The organism is Paracoccus methylarcula (genome assembly GCF_003007735.2).
In the GTDB taxonomy this organism is placed as follows: Bacteria; Pseudomonadota; Alphaproteobacteria; order Rhodobacterales; family Rhodobacteraceae; genus Paracoccus; species Paracoccus methylarcula.
Window position 1 is genome coordinate 55965 of the sequence record NZ_PXNQ02000002.1, and the last position, 17509, is coordinate 73473.

Annotated in this window: 13 protein-coding genes and 1 pseudogene; 9 read left to right on the plus strand and 5 right to left on the minus strand. The window is 64.4% G+C overall.

The genetic code is table 11. The features are described from left to right. Positions 1–198: 198 nt before the first annotated feature. The 3 genes from A7A09_RS03460 to A7A09_RS03470 form a co-directional block, all read right to left on the minus strand. Complete coding sequence (locus tag A7A09_RS03460; RefSeq protein ID WP_106690112.1) at positions 199–1515, minus strand: ABC transporter substrate-binding protein; 1317 nt, start codon at positions 1513–1515, stop codon at positions 199–201. A gap of 155 nt (positions 1516–1670) precedes the next feature. Further along, complete coding sequence (locus tag A7A09_RS03465; RefSeq protein WP_106690113.1) at positions 1671–2627, minus strand: sugar-binding transcriptional regulator; 957 nt, start codon at positions 2625–2627, stop codon at positions 1671–1673. Further along, positions 2624–3295 carry an HAD family hydrolase gene (locus A7A09_RS03470; protein ID WP_245999115.1) on the minus strand — a complete coding sequence of 224 codons (672 nt, stop codon included), beginning with the start codon at positions 3293–3295 and terminating at the stop codon, positions 2624–2626. The genes A7A09_RS03465 and A7A09_RS03470 overlap by 4 nt, the downstream gene beginning before the upstream one ends. A gap of 226 nt (positions 3296–3521) precedes the next feature. Between A7A09_RS03470 and A7A09_RS03475 the strand changes: the two genes are divergently transcribed. After that, positions 3522–5090 (plus strand): helicase HerA-like domain-containing protein, encoded by a 1569-nt coding sequence (locus A7A09_RS03475; RefSeq protein WP_106690419.1) that lies wholly within the window; start codon positions 3522–3524, stop codon positions 5088–5090. Here the strand turns inward: A7A09_RS03475 and A7A09_RS03480 are convergent. After that, positions 5053–5397: a DUF6477 family protein gene (locus tag A7A09_RS03480; RefSeq protein ID WP_106690114.1), complete on the minus strand. Its 345-nt coding sequence runs from the start codon at positions 5395–5397 to the stop codon at positions 5053–5055. The two genes, A7A09_RS03475 and A7A09_RS03480, sit on opposite strands and share 38 nt — an antisense overlap. Before the next feature lie 258 nt (positions 5398–5655). On the opposite strand from A7A09_RS03480, the gene A7A09_RS03485 reads away from it, so the two are divergent. Together A7A09_RS03485 and A7A09_RS03490 are read left to right on the plus strand one after the other, a co-directional pair. Then, positions 5656–6639: a DUF6456 domain-containing protein gene (locus A7A09_RS03485; protein WP_170167023.1), complete on the plus strand. Its 984-nt coding sequence runs from the start codon at positions 5656–5658 to the stop codon at positions 6637–6639. A gap of 108 nt (positions 6640–6747) precedes the next feature. After that, positions 6748–7680: a hydrogen peroxide-inducible genes activator gene (locus A7A09_RS03490; RefSeq protein ID WP_106690116.1), complete on the plus strand. Its 933-nt coding sequence runs from the start codon at positions 6748–6750 to the stop codon at positions 7678–7680. Positions 7681–7687: 7 nt separating this feature from the next. Here A7A09_RS03490 and A7A09_RS03495 read toward each other — a convergent pair whose 3' ends face one another. Continuing rightward, entirely contained in the window at positions 7688–8581 is an 894-nt protein-coding gene (locus A7A09_RS03495) for a LysR family transcriptional regulator (protein ID WP_106690420.1), read from the minus strand. Between the two features lie 111 nt (positions 8582–8692). On the opposite strand from A7A09_RS03495, the gene xdhA reads away from it, so the two are divergent. The 6 genes and pseudogenes from xdhA to A7A09_RS03525 all read left to right on the plus strand — a co-directional run bounded on the left by xdhA (position 8693) and on the right by A7A09_RS03525 (position 17507). Beyond that, positions 8693–10144, plus strand: a complete 1452-nt coding sequence (gene xdhA, locus A7A09_RS03500) for a xanthine dehydrogenase small subunit (protein ID WP_211341028.1) — start codon at positions 8693–8695, stop codon at positions 10142–10144. Between the two features lie 2 nt (positions 10145–10146). After that, positions 10147–12453: a xanthine dehydrogenase molybdopterin binding subunit gene (gene xdhB / locus A7A09_RS03505; protein ID WP_106690117.1), complete on the plus strand. Its 2307-nt coding sequence runs from the start codon at positions 10147–10149 to the stop codon at positions 12451–12453. Continuing rightward, positions 12450–13190 carry a xanthine dehydrogenase accessory protein XdhC gene (xdhC, locus tag A7A09_RS03510; protein WP_106690118.1) on the plus strand — a complete coding sequence of 247 codons (741 nt, stop codon included), beginning with the start codon at positions 12450–12452 and terminating at the stop codon, positions 13188–13190. Before xdhB ends, xdhC begins: the two co-directional genes overlap by 4 nt. After that, on the plus strand, positions 13178–14473 hold the full coding sequence (guaD, locus tag A7A09_RS03515) for a guanine deaminase (RefSeq protein ID WP_106690119.1): 1296 nt from the start codon (positions 13178–13180) through the stop codon (positions 14471–14473). Before xdhC ends, guaD begins: the two co-directional genes overlap by 13 nt. A gap of 81 nt (positions 14474–14554) precedes the next feature. Next, positions 14555–16036 (plus strand): mannose-1-phosphate guanylyltransferase/mannose-6-phosphate isomerase, encoded by a 1482-nt coding sequence (locus tag A7A09_RS03520; RefSeq protein ID WP_245999118.1) that lies wholly within the window; start codon positions 14555–14557, stop codon positions 16034–16036. Positions 16037–16275: 239 nt separating this feature from the next. Then, positions 16276–17507 (plus strand): annotated as a pseudogene (locus A7A09_RS03525) (aromatic ring-hydroxylating oxygenase subunit alpha). Positions 17508–17509 lie beyond the last annotated feature (2 nt).

The window sequence follows — 17509 nt, forward strand, 5'->3', positions numbered from 1 at the left end:
TTCCTTCAGGTTGTGCCGGGCCGGGTCCGGGGCTTGTTGCGTCCCGCGATGGCCGGGGGGCTGTCTGCCCCCCGCGCCCCCCGAGGATATTTGCCTGAAGAAGAAGGGGGCGGGACGGGACGCCGTTTGGTGGAGCCGGCATGAAAGCGGGGTTGGGCCGACCGGGATCGAGCGAGCCGTTCCGGTCGGCCGGGCTGCTTACTTGGGATAGCCTGCGCGGCGCATTTCTCGCGTGGCGGTGGCTTGCGCGGCGGTCAGAGCCTCTTCGACGCTGGTCTGGCCGGTGACGGCGGCCGAGAAGAGCTGGCCGATGGTGGTGGCGATGCCCTGGAATTCCGGGATCGCGACATATTGCGCGCCGACATAGGGCACTTCGTCCACGGTCGGGCTGCCCGGATTGGCCGAGTTGATCGCCGCCAGGGTCATCTCGGCGAAGGGTGCGACCTCGGTATATTCCGGGTTCTCGTAAAGGGACGTGCGGGTGCCGGGAGGCACGGCGAGCCAACCCTCCTTCTCGGCCACCAGTTCGGTATAACCCTTGGAGGTCGCCCATTCGATGAAGGTCTGCGCGGCCTCTGGATTTTCCGAGCTGGCCGGGATTGCCAGCGACCAGGCCCAGAGCCAGTTGGCCTTTTGCCCGCCCTCGGCGCTTGGGGCCTGGGCGAAGCCGACCTTGTCGGCGACGGTCGAATCGTCGGGATCGGTCACGAAACCCGCTGCGACCGTGGCATCGTACCACATGCCGCATTTGCCGGTCTGGAACAGCGCGAGATTCTCGTTGAAGCCGTTGGTGGAGGCGCCGGGAGGGCCGTAATTGCCCATCACATCGACGTAATAGCTCATCGCGGCGTTCCAGGCCGGTTGATCGAATTGCGGAACCCATTCCGCATCGAACCATTTGCCGCCGAAGGAATTCGCCATCGAGGTCAGAAGCGCCATGTTCTCGCCCCAACCGGCCTTGCCACGCAGGCAGATGCCATAGACGCCGTTATCGGGATCATGCATCGCCTCGGCGGCCTGGCGGATGAAATCCCATGTCGGCTCTTCGGGCATCTCCAGCCCGGCGGCCTCCATCAGGTCGGTGCGATACATCACCATGGCGCTTTCGCCATAGAAGGGGGCGGCGTAAAGCGTGCCGTCGACGCTCAGCGCTTCGCGGATCGCGGGCAGCAGGTCATCGACATCGTATTCGGCGCTCATCTCGAGCGGCTTGAGCCAGTCCTGCCCGCCCCAGATCGGAACCTCGTAGGTGCCGATGGTCATCACGTCATACTGGCCGCCATTGGTGGCGATGTCGGTGGTGACCTTCTCGCGCAGGACGTTTTCCTCCAGCGTCACCCATTCGATCTTGATGCCGGGATGGGCCGCTTCGAATTCGCCGGTCAGGCCCTGCATGCGGATCATGTCGCCATTGTTCACGGTGGCGACGGTCAGCGTCACGTCCTGTGCTGCCGCGAGACCGGCCGAGGTGCAAAGCGCGGTTGCACCCATCAGGATGCGGAAAGTCGTGGTCATGATATCCTCCCTTACGGTTTGAGCAAATGCCAATCCGATGGGCAAATACTCGCAGAAAGTCAAATCCCTGTCAATCGGGAGTTCCAAACAGCTACAGGCGAAGCCCGAAGACTCGCCTGTAAGATAATGAAACTGCTTGATTTGGTTCGGTTTGGTCAGGCCAGGAGACGTTCTGCCGTGGCCTCCGAGGTCACCAGCCCGTTGATCAGACGCCCGATCAATGCCGCGCGAATCGCGGGCAGCTTGGCGGCACCCGATGCGATAGCGATCAGCGGATGCTCGCAGCCGCGCGGCAGCGGCGCAGAGGCGACGCGGCGGTTGAAGGCGCAATCGATGATATTGCCTTCGCGGTCATAGACCCAGCTCGTGATCTCTCCCGTGGCGCCGGCGCGGGCCAGTTCGGCCATCTCTGCGGCAGAGACGAAACCATCGACATGGAGAGGTGCGCTTTCGTCCATCTGGCCCACGCCGACCACCGACAGATCGGCGTTGCGGCACAGTTCCAGCGTATTCCGCGCCGCTTCCTGTTCCTGCATCTGCGCCAGTTCACCGGGATGGCTGACCAGCACCGGCAAGGGATTGGGGTAATGCGGCGCGCCGATCCGCTCGGCCAGGTGAATGGTGGCGTTATAGGGAGAGGCAGCCCCGTCCGACATCATGTTGCCAAGCCGCGACGCGACCACGTGATGCGGGCAGGACATGCGCGGCAATTGCTCGACCATGGCTTTCACCGCCCGGCCGGTGCCAAGGCTGATGACCCGGCGCTCGGGCGATTTCAGCGTCTTTTCCATCTCGGCCGCGGCGGCGATGGCGATGCCGGTCAGCAGGTCGGGCGCGCCGGGATCGGAGGGCACGACCTCGCAGCTGTTCAGGTCGTAGCGGTCGGTCAATGCGCGGGCGAGATCCATGCAGCGGGCGATGGGATGATCGAGCCGGACCTTGATCAGCTTTTCGCTGACCGCCATCGCCACCAGCCGCTGCGCGCTTTGCCGCGAGACGCCCAGCTTGCGGGCGATTTCGTCCTGCGTGTTGCCCGCGACGTAATAGAGCCATCCGGCGCGGGCGGCATCGTCCAGCCGCGTGGTGTCGGGCGTGAAACGTCCTGTGCTCACCGGATCTCCCCAAGCGTTTCGATCTGCTTCAAGAGGTGGGGGAAAACGTTCCAGTTGTCAAAGCTTGGCACATCGGCGGGCGTCATGGCGGGATGGCCGCGCAGATGCGAGGCGCCGCGATAGGCCAGCACCCTCATGCCGGCGGCGCGGGCGGCCTCGATCCCCGGCAGGCTGTCCTCGATCACCAGTGTGGCGGTGGGATCCACGCCCATCTGTTCTGCGGCGAACAGGAACAGGTCGGGGGCGGGTTTGCCATGCGCCACCTGGCTGGCGGTGAAAACGCGGGGCCCGAAAAAATCGGACAGGCCAAGGAGTTGCAATGTCCGCTCGACCCTCGGGCGGCTGGAAGAAGTGGCCACGCAGCAGGGATGGCGCAACCCGTTCAGCATCTCTGGAAAGCCGGGTGTCGGGGCAAGCTCTTCCACGAAACGCAAGAGCAGGCGGCGGCGGTATTCGGCCTCGAAATCCGCAGGCAGCTCGCGGTTGAAACGCTCGCGGATGACCTTGGCCACGGTTGGAAAGCTGCGGCCGAGAAAATCGCGGCGGATATCCTCGGGACCGATCGAGAGACCCATTTCCGCCAATTGCGCGATCATGACATCGGCAGAGAGAAGCTCGCTATCGGCGATGACGCCGTCGCAGTCAAAGATCACCAGTTCGATCCGCATCCCGTTTCCCTGCACGGCCATTGGGGGCAGCCGGACAAGGCCGGATGCGCGCGATGCTGTCAACGGGAAACCTGTCGAAAATGCCGCGCCCGAAGGCGCGGCATCCCAGCAGGGAGGAACGTTCGAGACCGTGAACCGGCCATCGAACGAGACCATGCTGGCACAAGCGGATTAACATTGTATTGTCTGATGGCGATAAAACGGCTTGGGGAAGAAAGAGGTCAGGATGGCGCAAATTCTGGATAGTGAGGCGGGCACGGTCTTTGTCGGCGGGGGCGGAAAGGATTACGGCACGCCGCAATCGCTGTTGCTGAAATACGCCAATCGCCACGGCATGATCGCGGGGGCGACCGGGACCGGCAAGACGGTGACCTTGCAGACATTGGCCGAAAGCCTGTCGCTGGCCGGTGTGCCGGTGTTCCTGGCCGATGTGAAGGGCGACCTGGCCGGGCTCGCACGGTCGGGCAGCGCCGAGGCCAAGCTGCATGAAGCGTTTCAGAAGCGTGCGGACACGATCGGGCTGGAATTGGATTACCAGGATTTTCCGGTCACTTTCTGGGATGTCTGGGGTGAAAAGGGTCATCCGGTCCGCACCACGCCAGCCGAGATGGGGCCGCTTCTGCTGTCGCGCCTGCTGGATCTGACCGAGGCGCAGGAAGGGGTGATGAATATCGCCTTCCGCGTCGCCGACGAGCAGGGGCTGGCGCTGGCGGATCTGAAGGATCTGCAGGCGATGCTGGTCTGGGTCGGGCAGAACGCGGATGAATTGTCGCTGCAATACGGAAATGTCAGCCCGGCCAGCGTGGGGGCGATCCAGCGCGCGCTTCTGGTGCTGGAAAACCAGGGCGGCGACAAGCTGTTCGGCGAGCCGGCGCTGGAACTGGCCGATATCATGCGGCAGGGCGAGGGCGGCAAGGGGATGATCAATATCCTCGCCGCCGATCAGTTGATGAACTCGCCGCGCCTCTACGCGACATTCCTGCTGTGGCTGCTGTCGGAACTGTTCGAGCAATTGCCCGAGGTGGGCGATCCCGACCGCCCCAAGATCGCCTTTTTCTTCGACGAGGCGCATCTGCTCTTCGATGACGCGCCCAAGGCGCTGATCGAGAAGGTCGAGCGGGTGGCCCGGCTGATCCGGTCGAAAGGCGTCAGCGTCTGGTTCATCAGCCAGAGCCCGACCGATATCCCCGAGGATATTCTGGGCCAGCTTGGCAACCGCGTGCAGCATGCCTTGCGCGCCTTTACTGCCAAGGATCAGAAGGCATTGCGGCTCGCGGCCGAGAATTACCGCGCCAATCCCGATTTCGACATTGCCGAGGCGATCCAGAATGTCGGCACGGGCGAGGCGGTGACCTCGCTGCTGGAGGCCAAGGGCGTGCCGGGAATCGCGCAGCGCACGCTGATCCGCCCGCCCTTCAGCCAGCTTGGCCCGATCTCGGATGCCGAGCGGGCCGAGGTGATGAAAGCCTCGCCCATGGCCGAGAAATACGACAAGACGGTCGACCGGGAATCCGCGCAGGAGATGCTTGCGAAACGGGCCGAAGAGGCCGGTGCCGAGGCGGAGGAGAAAGCCTCCGCCAAATCGGATGACGACCTGTTCGACATGGGCAACGAGGAATACAAGCAGGGCCGGCGCTACGAGCCGCCCGAGCCCGCCAGGCGCAAATCATCGCGTTCCTCACGCTCCGACAGCATCGCGGAAACCTTCGGCAAGAGCCTCGCCCGGCAATTGGGCACCCGCGCCGGCAGGGAACTGGTCAGGGGCGTGCTGGGCTCGCTTTTCCGCGGGAAGTGACCGGGGGGCGATCTGCCGCGGCCATCTCGGCCAGGAGGGCGATCATCACCAGCACATGCCGCTGCATGTCATAGCTGGGTGCGCGCTCCAGCCGGGCCTCGTTGAGCCTTTCCTCCTCCGCTCTCAGGCGCGGCAGGGCGCTGCCTGCCGGAGGACAAGCCGGGCTGCGTAAAAGCCGTGGCAGGTCGCGGCTGCGATGCCATCCGGCCTGACCGGCCCATCCCGCCCGGACCAGGCTGCGCGGACGGTGAAGCGGCTTGATCGCCTTGGCGGGATGAAAGGCCGTGATGTCGGTGAATGCGGTCATGGGGCTCTCTGTCGCTTTCGTGATGCCGCCATCATCCCATGAGCGGGTCCCTGTTGCGGAATTGAGCGACGCAGCGCACGTAAGGGAAAGAAATATTTAGGATTTGTTAGGGAATGTTGCGCCTCTGCCCACGAGTTGCCGAGCAATTCACCGGGCGATTTCCAGCGCGGGACAAAGGTTCGCCTTGCCCCGCGAGCAAGAGGCAAGAGAATGATCCAGAGACAGAATTTCCCGGTGGCCGGAAAATCGCGCCGGCAGATGTCCAGGCCCGATATCGACAGGCTCGATGATGTGGAGCTTTACCTTCGTCATGTCAGGGATGGGGTTCCTATCCGGGCATTGGCGCGGGAACTGGGCTGTCATGCCTCGACCGTGCTGCGCCGCATCCGCCGTTTCGAGGAGCGCCGCGACGATCCATTGGTCGATGCCGCACTGTCGGCCCGCGCCGAAGCGCCTGCGGAGGAGGCGGACGAGCGGCAGTTCCGGCAGATCCTGCGCAGGCTGGCCGAGCCGGGGGCGGTGATGGTCACCGCCAAGGGCATGGAAAAGGCCATCGTGACCCGCGACGAGATCCGCACCGCGGTCCTGGATCGCGGCATGGCCGAGGCCATGGCCCTGCGCGGATGGGTGGCGCAATCGGGGCAGGGCGGCCGTATCCAGCGCTATGTCCTGGTGCCGCCGGGGCGCGAGGCGCTGCGGCGGATGCTGAAAGCCGGGGGGCGGGACGCGGAGGACCATGCCGAAAAGCACCGGGTCTGGGATGAACATGTCGTCGAGGATCCCGAGGATGGCCGCCGCCGCCGCACCCGGATCAATCTTGCCGAGAGCCCGCTGCTGGTCCTGGCGCGACGCCGCAATGCGAATGGCCAGCCCTTTCTGACCCCCGGCATGGTTGCCGCCGGAGAACGGCTGCGCGAGGATTTCGAACTGGCCCAGATGGGGCCTCGCGTCACCCAGAACTGGGAAGGCTTCCTGACCGCGGGCATCGATGCCGCTTGCCGGGCTTTCGGCGGCGGATCGACCGGTGCGCGCGAACGGGTGATGGCGGCGCTGCACGATCTCGGACCGGGGCTCGGCGATGTCGCACTGCGCATCTGCTGCTTTCTCGAAGGAATGGAGATGACCGAACGGCGCCTCGGCTGGACGGCGCGCTCGGGCAAGATCGTGCTGGGCCTGGCCCTGATGCGGCTCGAACGGCATTACGAGGAGCGCTATGGCAAGAACGCGCCGCCAATCGGTTGAGAACCGATCCCGCATAATCGCCCCTTGCCAGTGCTACCGGATTGATAAGACCTCTGGTGCCGAATAAGCTGAACGGCAGGATTTCGAATAATTCGATCAGTGAAGCTTATGAATATCACCTTCCGCCAGCTGCGATACTTCCTGGCCCTGGCCGAGCAGAGGCATTTCACCCGCGCGGCCGAGACGATCCACGTGACCCAACCCGCCCTGTCGATGCAGATCCGCGCGCTAGAGGAGATGGCGGGCGGGCAGCTGGTCGAACGGACTCCGACCGGGATCGTGCTGACACCGCGCGGACGGGCGCTGGCCGATCATGCCCGAAAGGTGCTGGCAACCATGTCGGGGCTGGAGCAGGCCTTGCGGCAACCGGGGCAGGGCGGGCGGCTGCGGCTCGGGATGATCCCGACCGTCGCGCCCTATCTGCTGCCCGAGGCGCTGCCGGAATTGCGGGCCAGCGATATCGGGCGGGATCTGCATCTGCGCGAGGCGATGACCGAGCGGCTTCTGAACGAATTGGAATCCGGTCGCCTCGATGCCGCCGTGGTGGCCACCCCGCCCGAGGATGACGGCATGGTCGCGGTGCCCCTGTTCACCGATCGTTTCCTGTTGGCAGGGAGTTCCGGGCGGATTGCCGGCTTTTCCGACCGCGCCGACAGCCTGCGTCCGCAATCGCTGGATCCGGCGCAGCTTCTGTTGCTGGACGAGGGGCATTGCCTGGGCGATCAGGCGCTGGAGGTCTGCGGGCTGTCCCGCCGGGGTGGGCGGCTGGATCTTGGCGCCGCGTCGCTTTCCACGCTGTGTCGATTGGCGGCGCAGGGGATGGGCCTGACCTTCCTGCCCGAGATCGCCCGGAGGCAGGAAATGGCGGCGGCGCCGGGACTCGCCGCGATTCGTTTCCCTGATCCGCAGCCCGCGCGGCAGGTGCTCTTGATGCGCCGCGCCTCCACCCCGGCGGATGGCTGGTTCGACGAGCTGGCCGATACATTACGGCAGGCCGGGCAGGGATTGCTTGCCGATGACGGGGTTTCGCAGTTTCGCTGAAACTTCCCTAGAAGACCTTCTTCAATTCCCGCACCGCGTAATCGGCGAACATGCGGACCTTTGGGTCCTGCAGGCGGCGATGCGGGGTCAGGCTGCCGAACTGGGCGGGCATGGGCGGGGCTTCGGGGAGCACGGTGACCAGCCGCCCGGCCCTGATGTCGTCGATCACCTCGTATTGCGGGCGATTCGCGATTCCCTCTCCGCCAAGCGCCCACGAGGTCAGCACATCCCCGTCATCGGTGTCGAAACGTCCCGACACCATCATCTTTTTCGGGCCTTCCCCGGTCTGGAGCACCCAGAAATATTCCGGGCTGCGCGGGTATCGCAGCAAAAGGCAATTGTGATCGGCCAGATCCTCGGGGCGTTCGGGTGTGCCATGCGCGGCAAGATATTCGGGCGAGGCGACCAGCATCCGCGGACAATCCGCGATCTTTCGCCATTTCAGTGTCGAATCGGCAGGCTCCCCCAGAAAGAAAGCCAGATCAATGGCATCCTCGACGATATTCACGTTGCGGTCGGACAGGCGCAGGCGGAACTCCACCCCCGGGTTCTCGTGGCAGAAGGGCGGGATCAATGGCGCGATCAATCGTCGGCCCAATCCCAGGGGCGCGGTCAGCCGGATCACCCCTTGCGGCTTGCCCGAGAAGCTGCTGACCATCGCCTCGGCCTCGTCCAGCGTGTCGATGACGCGGCGGGCATGGTCATAGAAGGCGCGCCCGATCTCGGTCGGGGTCAGCTTGCGGGTCGTGCGGTTCAGAAGCCGCACACCAAAGCGATTTTCAAGATCCTTGATACGATTCGAGGCGACGGCGGGCGACAGCCGCAAGTCCCTGCCACCGGCGGTGATCGAGCCCAGTTCGATCACGCGGACGAAGACTCTCAGACTTTCAAGATAGGACATCGGGTTAGGCCGCTTTCAAGGAATCGTGTAAAGTCTTCCGCGTCGGGACCGATTTCGCAACGATTCTTTCCGGCTTACGCTTCGGACGGTTTCACAGCCAGGAGGATTGCCATGAAGCCCGAGCTGCGCTTTCTGCTGAACGATCAGGAGATCAGGCTGACCGAGGTCGGTACCTCGGATACATTGCTGGATCATCTGCGCATCGCCCGCCGCCTGACCGGCACCAAGGAGGGCTGCGCCGAGGGCGATTGCGGTGCCTGCACGGTGCTGCTGGGCCGGTTGACCGGGGATGGGCTGGTCTATGAGCCGATCAATGCCTGCATCCGGTTCCTGGCATCCTGCCATGCCTGCCATGTCGTTACGGTCGAGCATCTGCGCGGCCCGGATGGCGGGCTGCATCCGATCCAGAAGGCGATGGTCGAACATCACGGCAGCCAATGCGGCTTCTGCACGCCGGGGATCGTCATGTCGCTTTACGGCTTGTGGATGAGCGATCCGCAGGCGGGCGTGACGCAGATCGAAGAGGCGCTGCAGGGCAATCTCTGCCGCTGCACCGGCTATGAGCCGATCGTGAAGGCCGCCCTGGCGGCCGGGCAGCTGGGCGGTCAGGCGATGGATGCGCTGACGGTCGAGCGCGACGCGGTGGCGGCACGGCTGCGCGCGATGCGCGAGGGCCGGGTCGAGCTGTCCAAGGGTGACGAACGTGCGATCATTCCCGCTGATGTGGATGATTTTGCGACAGTTTTGGCAGAGAACCCCAAGGCAACCATTGTGGCGGGTGCGACCGATGTCGGGCTGTGGGTGACGAAATTCCTGCGCGACATCTCCCCCGCCGTCTTCATTGGCCACCTGATGAAGGGCATCGAGGTGAAGGGCGATGAGCTCCGCCTTGGCGCGGGCGTGACCTATAGCGAGGCCGCCCCGCTGATTGCCAAGCATATCCCTGCCGCGCATGATTACTGGCTGCGCATCGGCGGCTGGCAGGTCCGCAACATGGGCACTGTCGGCGCGAATATCGCCAATGGCTCGCCCATCGGTGACACGCCGCCCCTGCTGATCGCGCTCGGCGCGCGGATCGTGCTGCGCAAGGGTGCGGCCCGGCGCGAGGTGGCGCTGGAGGATTTCTTCATCGATTACGGCAAGCAGGACCGTGCTCCCGGTGAATTCGTCGAAGAGGTCATCATCCCGACGCACCGCCAGGCGAAATTGGCCGCCTACAAGATCTCGAAGCGCCGCGACAGCGATATCACCGCCGTCGCCGCCGGTTTTTGCCTGAGCGTTGAAAATGGTATCATCACGCAGGCGAAGGTCGCATTCGGCGGCATGGCCGCGATTCCCAAGCGTGCCGCGCAGGCCGAGGCGGCGCTGACCGGGCAGCCCTTTGCCGCCGACAGCTTCGACGCCGCCGCCCGTGCCGTGGCAGGGGATTTCCAGCCCCTGACCGATTGGCGGGCGAGCGCCGAATACCGTCAGGCCATCGCCGCCAACCTGTTCCGCCGCTTCTGGCTGGAGCAATCCGAACCCGATCTGCCCGTGCGGCTGCAATACGCGGTGGGAGAATGAGCATGAAAGACGATACCCTCATCAAGGGTCTGGCCCATAGCGAGACGATCCACGATTCGGCCATCAAGCATGTGACCGGCCGGGCCGAATATACCGACGATCTGGCCGAGCCTCATGGCCTGCTCCACGCCTATCTGGGCCTGTCGCAATGCGCCCATGGCCGCATCACCGGGATGGATTTCACCGATACGCTGGCCGCGCCCGGGGTTATCGGGGTGCTGACCGCCAAGGATGTTCCGGGCGTCAACGATGTCGCGCCGAATGACAAGCATGACGATCCGGTCTTTGCCGAAGATGAGGTGAAGTTCTGGGGTCAGCCCGTCTTTGCGGTCATCGCCGAAACCCGTGATCAGGCCCGCCGTGCCGCCCACAAGGCCAGGATCGACTATGAAGAGCTGCCCTTCGCGCTTGACCCCGTTGCTGCGCGCGATGCCGGGATGGATTACGTCACCGAGCCGCTAACGCTGAAACGTGGCGATGCCGGGGCCGGGATGGCCGCCGCTCCACGCCGCATCAAGGGACGGTTCGGGATCGGCGGGCAGGATCACTTCTATCTCGAGGGCCAGATCGCCATGGCGGTGCCGGGCGAGGACGAGGATGTCGCAGTCAATGTCTCGACCCAGCATCCAAGCGAGGTGCAGCATATGGTCGCCCATGTGCTGGACGTGCCATCGCATTCGGTCGTCGTGAATGTGCGCCGCATGGGCGGGGGATTCGGCGGCAAGGAGACGCAGATGAACCTGTTCGCCTGCGTCGCCGCCATGGCCGCGAAGAAATGGAACCGCGCGGTGAAGATCCGCCCCGACCGCGACGACGACATGACGGCGACCGGCAAACGCCATGATTTCGTGGTCGATTACGAGGTCGGCTTCGATGACGAGGGCCATATCCTGGCCGTCGAGGGCGATTGGTATGCGCGCTGCGGTTTCTCGGCCGATCTGTCGGGGCCGGTGACCGACCGGGCGCTGTTCCACGCCGATAACGCCTATTACTACCCCGATGTGCTTCTGCGCAGCCATCCGATGCGGACCAACACCGTCAGCAACACCGCGTTCCGGGGCTTTGGCGGACCGCAAGGCGTCATCGTGGCCGAGCGGATGATCGAAGAGATCGCCTATGCGCTTGGCCGCGACCCCTACGAGATCCGGCAGAAGAACCTCTACAAGAACGGGCAGTTGACCCCCTATCACCAGGAGGTCAGCGACCAGATCCTGCCGCGCATCTTCGAGGAACTCGAGGCTGACAGCGATTACCAGGCCCGCCGTCAGGCTGTGCTGGACTGGAACTCGAAGGGAGGCGTGATCCGCAAGGGCATCGCCCTGACCCCGGTGAAATTCGGCATCAGCTTTACCGCGACATGGTTCAACCAGGCCGGTTCGCTGATCCATGTCTATTCCGACGGCTCCATCGCGCTGAACCATGGCGGAACCGAGATGGGGCAGGGCCTGAACACCAAGGTCGCGCAGGTCGTGGCCGAGGCCTTTCAATGCGACATCTCGCGCATCAAGATCACCCGGACGACGACCGAGAAGGTGCCGAATACGTCGGCCACCGCGGCCTCGTCGGGCACCGACCTGAACGGTATGGCGGCGCTGGACGCGGCCGAGCAGATCAAGGCCCGGCTGGTCGATTTCGTCGCCGAGCGCTGGCAGGCCCCGCGCGAGGATGTGCGTTTCGTGCCCGGCCATGTCATGGCGGGCGAGACGGCGATCCCCTGGGACGAGGTGATCAAGGCCGCTTATATGGCCCGCATCCACCTGTCGGCGGCGGGCTTCTACAAGACGCCCAAGATCCATTGGGACCGCGCGACGGGGCAGGGGCGGCCCTTCTATTACTTCGCCTATGGCGCGGCGGTGTCCGAGGTTTCCGTCGATACGCTGACCGGTGAATACGTGATCGATCGCGCCGATGTGATCCACGATGTCGGCCGCAGCCTGAACCCGGCCATCGACAAGGGCCAGGTCGAGGGCGCCTTCGTGCAGGGCACCGGCTGGCTGACCTGCGAGGAGCTCTGGTGGGATGACAAGGGCCAGTTGCGCACGCAAGCGCCCTCGACCTACAAGATCCCGCTTGCCTCGGACCGCCCGCGCATCTTCAACGTGAAGCTGGCCGACTGGTCGGAAAACAGCGAGCGCACGATCAAGCGGTCCAAGGCCGTGGGCGAGCCTCCCTTCATGCTGGGCATCAGCGTGTTCGAGGCGATCAACATGGCCGTCGCCTCGGTGGGCGATTACCGCGAACCTGCCCGCCTCGATGCCCCCGCCACGCCCGAGCGCGTGCTGATGGCCGTGAACCGGCTGAAGGGATGATCCGGGTCCGCGTCATATCGGCCAAGGGCTCGACCCCGCGCGACGAGGGGGCCGAGATGTTCGTCGGCCCCGATTCTGTCGAAGGCACGATCGGCGGCGGGCAACTGGAATACATGGCCATCGACCGCGCCCGGCGGATGCTGGAAACCGGCGAGGCGCAGGCCGAGATGGATATCCCGCTTGGCCCAGAGATCGGGCAATGCTGCGGTGGCCGTGTCCGGCTCAGCCTCGACCGAGGGGGCGCGGTGCCGCAGGATCATCCCGATGTGCTGATCTTCGGCGCGGGCCATGTCGGCCGGGCGCTGGCGCTGGCGCTGCAGCCGCTGCCGGTCAATGCCGCGCTGATCGACCAGCGCCCCGAGGAACTGGCGCTCGCTGCGCCCGGTATCGAGACCCGTCTCACTCCACTGCCCGAGGCCGAGATCCGCGCCGCCCGCCCCGGTTCCGCCATCGTCATCCTGACCCATGACCATGCGCTGGATTTCATGCTGGTCGCCGAGGCGCTGTCGCGCAACGACCTCGCCTATATCGGCATGATCGGCAGCGCCACGAAACGCGCGCAGTTCAACCGCTTTGCCCGCGACCGTGGCATCGACCCGGCGCCGCTGACCTCTCCCATCGGCGCGGGGTTCTCGTCCGACAAGCGCCCGGGGGTAATCGCCGCCTTTACCGCCGCCGAGTTGATGACCCGGCTGACCGCAACTTCTTCTTCAGAAAAATATCCATGCAACAGCTGATCCGTGGCCGAGTGCTCGGCTTTCACGCCGATCCCTCTGAGACTGACGACAACCACCGCTATATCGAGGATGGGGCGATCCTGATCGAGGATGGCCGCATCCTTGCCGTGGATGAATATGCCGCGCTCGCCCGTCCGGGCGTGACCGAGATCGACCACCGCCCGCATCTGATCATGCCGGGCTTCATCGATCCGCATATCCATTTTCCGCAGGTGCAGGTGATCGCAAGCTGGGGCGCGCAGCTTCTGGACTGGCTGAACACCTATACCTTCCCCGAAGAGGCGCGTTTCGCCGATCCCGATCACGCCGCCCGCATGGCGGGGCTGTTCCTTGATCATCTGACCGCGCATGGCACGACGACGGGCGTCGCCTTCTGCTCGGTCCATGCCACCAGCGCCGAGGCGCTGTTCGCCGCCGCCGAGGCGCGCGACATGGCAATGGTCGCGGGCAAGGTGATGATGGACCGCAACGCGCCCGATTCCGTGCTGGACACGCCGCAGCAGGGCTATGACGACAGCAAGCGCCTGCTGGAGAAATGGCATGGCAGGGGGCGGCAGCGCTATGCGATCACACCGCGTTTCGCCATCACCTCGACGCCCGAGCAGATGGAGGCCACGGGCGCGCTGGCCCGCGAATGTCCCGATTGCCATGTCCAGACCCATCTGAGCGAGAATATCGAAGAGATCGAATTTACTCTAAGTCTTTATCCCAAGGCTCGGGATTATCTGGATATATACGAAAAATACGGTTTGCTGTCCGACAGGCTCCTGCTGGGCCATTCGATCCATCTGCGTGAGCGCGAGATCGCCCGGATGGCGGAAACCGGCAGCCGCGCGGTGTTCTGCCCGACCTCGAACCTGTTCCTCGGCTCGGGCCTGTTCGACGAGGCAGGGCTGCGTGCGGCGGGAATCGTCAGCGGTATCGCCACGGATGTCGGTGGCGGCACCAGCTATTCGATGTTGCAGACGCTGAACGAGGGCTACAAGATCCTGCAGTTGCGGGGCCAGAAACTGCATCCGCTGCAGGCCTTCCACTGGGCGACGCGCGGCAATGCGCTGGCCCTGGGGATGCAGGACCGGATCGGCACGCTGGAGCCCGGATCGGATGCCGACCTGGTGGTGCTGGACGCGCGGGCGACCGAGGCGATGGCCCTGCGGATGGAACGGGCAGAGGCGTTGTCGGAAGAGCTGTTCATCCTGCAGATCATGGGGGATGACCGGTCGGTCGCGCAGGTCTACGTGGCCGGGAAACCGCGGAAGGCCGTCACCGGATCCATGGCGTAATATCGACAAGTTTATCCATCTACTTCCCCGGGCATATCCTTGTCGCCTATCGTTTCAGAACGGGTGGCAGCCCTGGCCGCCATGCGCAAGAAACGGAAGCGGCGGGTATATTGGCGGATGGGCGGTCACGCGACGGGAAAGATTACGCCGGTGCTGATGGCGGGCGGTTCCGGAACCCGGCTCTGGCCGGTCTCGCGGAAAAGCTTTCCCAAGCAATTCACCGCGCTCCTGGGCGATGAATCCCTGTTCCAGGCATCGGCCCGGCGGTTATGCGGGCTGGATCATGCCGGGCTGATGGTGATGACCAATGCCGATTTCCGCTTCATCGTGGCGGAACAGCTGGAACAGATCGGCCTGGGTCCAGCCGCCGTGATGATCGAACCGGTCAGCCGCAACACCGCGCCCGCGATACTCGCCGCCGCCCTGGCGGTCGCGGATCACGACCCCGAGAGGCTTCTGCTCGTCGCGCCCTCCGATCATCTGCTTTCCGATCCGGGGGCCTTCACCCGCATGGTCGAAAAGGGGGCAAAGCTCGCGCGCGCGGGGAGGATCGTCCTGTTCGGCATCCCGCCCGACCGGCCCGAAACCGGCTATGGCTATCTCGAACTGGCCGGGGCGGGCGAGGATCCGCAAGCCTTGCGGCGTTTCCTCGAAAAGCCTGCGCCCGAACAGGCGGCACGGATGTGCGCCGATGGCCGGCATCTTTGGAACTCGGGGATTTTCCTCTTTCGGGCCAAGGACATGATCGAGGCGTTTCGCATCCACGCGCCGGAATATTTGCTGCCCGTTCAGGCATCGCTGGATCATGCGCAGACCGATCTGGGCTTCCTGCGGCTCGCATATGCGCCGTGGGAGGGGATGGCCGCGCAGTCGATCGATTGCGCCATCATGGAAAAGGCCCGCAACCTGTCCGTTCTGCGCCTTGAGGGGCATTGGGCCGATCTTGGCGGTTGGGACGCGGTCTGGCGCGAGACGCTGCGGCTGGCACCGGACGATGACGCTGTGGCGGCAGATTCGAACTCGACCGCGATCGATTGCCGGAACGTGCTGCTGCGCTCGGATGACGAGATCCAGGTCGTCGGAATCGGGTTGCAGGACATGATGGTGGTGGCGACGGGCGATGCGGTGCTCGTGGCGGGGATGGACCGGGCGCAGGATGTGCGGCGCGCAGTCGCTGTGCTGCGTGCCGAAAACCGGAAACAGGCAGAGGCCTTTCCCCGCGATCACCGCCCCTGGGGCTGGTTCGAGACGCTGGCGCTCGCCGACCGCTTCCGGGTCAAGCGGATCGTGGTCAAACCCGGCGCCTCGCTGTCGCTGCAACGGCATATGCATCGTTCGGAACATTGGATCGTCGTGTCGGGCACGGCGAGGGTGACGATAGACGGAATCCGGACATTGGTGAGCGAGAACCAGTCGATCTACGTGCCCCTCGGCGCCGCTCACCGGCTGGAGAATCCGGGCAAGCTGCCGGTCATCCTGGTCGAGGTGCAGACCGGCTCTTATCTTTGTGAGGACGATATCACCCGTTATGCGGATCTCTATGCCCGCGAATGCCGGGCGTGAGGCAAATACTTCCTTCGGAACAGCGGGCTAGGGATGGCCGTTCCCGTTGCGGCAGAGGCCGTCAACAGAGCGTGATTAACCCTGAGTGTCTCAATCCGTCTTTGTTGTGTCGCAAATTGTCCGCACGGAATCGCCGCCAAGGGTAGTTTAAGGGGGCAGACGCCCATCTCGCAGTGATCGGACGGCCTGCGCCATGTCAAGCAGCGCTGAAAGCGCAAGATGGAAACCACAGGTGCGCGATGACCACAGCCCCCTCCACTGCCGAACTGATCGCGGCACGTCAGCCCGGCTTTTCCCTGCCGCGCGACCTCTATTGCGGTCAGCAGGCGTTCCAGGACGATCTGGAGCAGATCTGGTATCGTGAATGGCTGTTCGCCGTCCCGACCTGCGAGATCCCCAAGACCGGAAATTTCGCCACGCTGAATGTCGGGCAATATCCGGTGATCGTCATCCGCGGGGCAGATGGCCGGATCCGTGCATTCCACAATGTCTGCCGCCATCGCGGCCAGCGGCTGTGTCCCAAGACCTCGGGGAGCAATCCCAAGCTGGTTTGTCCCTATCACCAATGGACTTACGACCTGGACGGCAAACTCCTTTATGCCCGCGATATGGGCGATGGTTTCGATGCCTCGAAATACGGGCTGAAACCGGTCCATTGCGTCGATATCGGGGGCATGGTGTTCGTTTGCATCGCCAAGGTTCCCCCGGCGATCAATGATCTCGCCAGGAACCTGATGACCTATCTTGCCCCCAGTGCCCTCACGGACGCGAAAGTCGCCTTCAGCTCGACCATCGTCGAGAAGGGCAACTGGAAGCTGGTGATGGAAAACAACCGCGAATGCTATCATTGCGGCGGCTCTCACCCTTCGCTGTGCCGGACCTATTCCGACGATCCCGAGATGACCGTGATGGAGGGGCCGAACTCGGCCAGTGCAGAGATCCTGGAGCATTGGGACCGCTGCGATGCCGCGGGTCTGCCCGCCCGTTTCGTGAACGCCCCCGACATGCAGTGGCGCCTGGCGCGGGTGCCGCTGATGGATCATGCAGAAAGCTTTACCATGTCCGGCAAGGCGGCCGTGTCGCGGCGCATGGGCACGATTCCGTGGAATGATGCCGGGGCGATGATGTTCTATCACTTCCCAACGAGCTGGAACCATTTCCTGCCCGATCACGCCATCGTCTTCCGCATCCTGCCGATCAGCCCGACCGAGACCGAGGTGACGACGAAATGGCTGGTCCACAAGGACGCGGTCGAGGGCAAGGATTACGACCTGGCCAAGCTGACCGAGGTCTGGCTGGCCACCAATGACGAGGATCGCCGCGTGGTCGAGGAAAACCAGGCCGCATTCTCAGCCCCGCCTATGAGCCCGGCCCCTATTCGCCCCGGCAGGAGATGGGCGTGCTGCATCTGGTCGATTGGTATTGCGGCCTGATGTCCAGCCGTTTGGGATTACAGGCGGCGGCGGAGTAAGC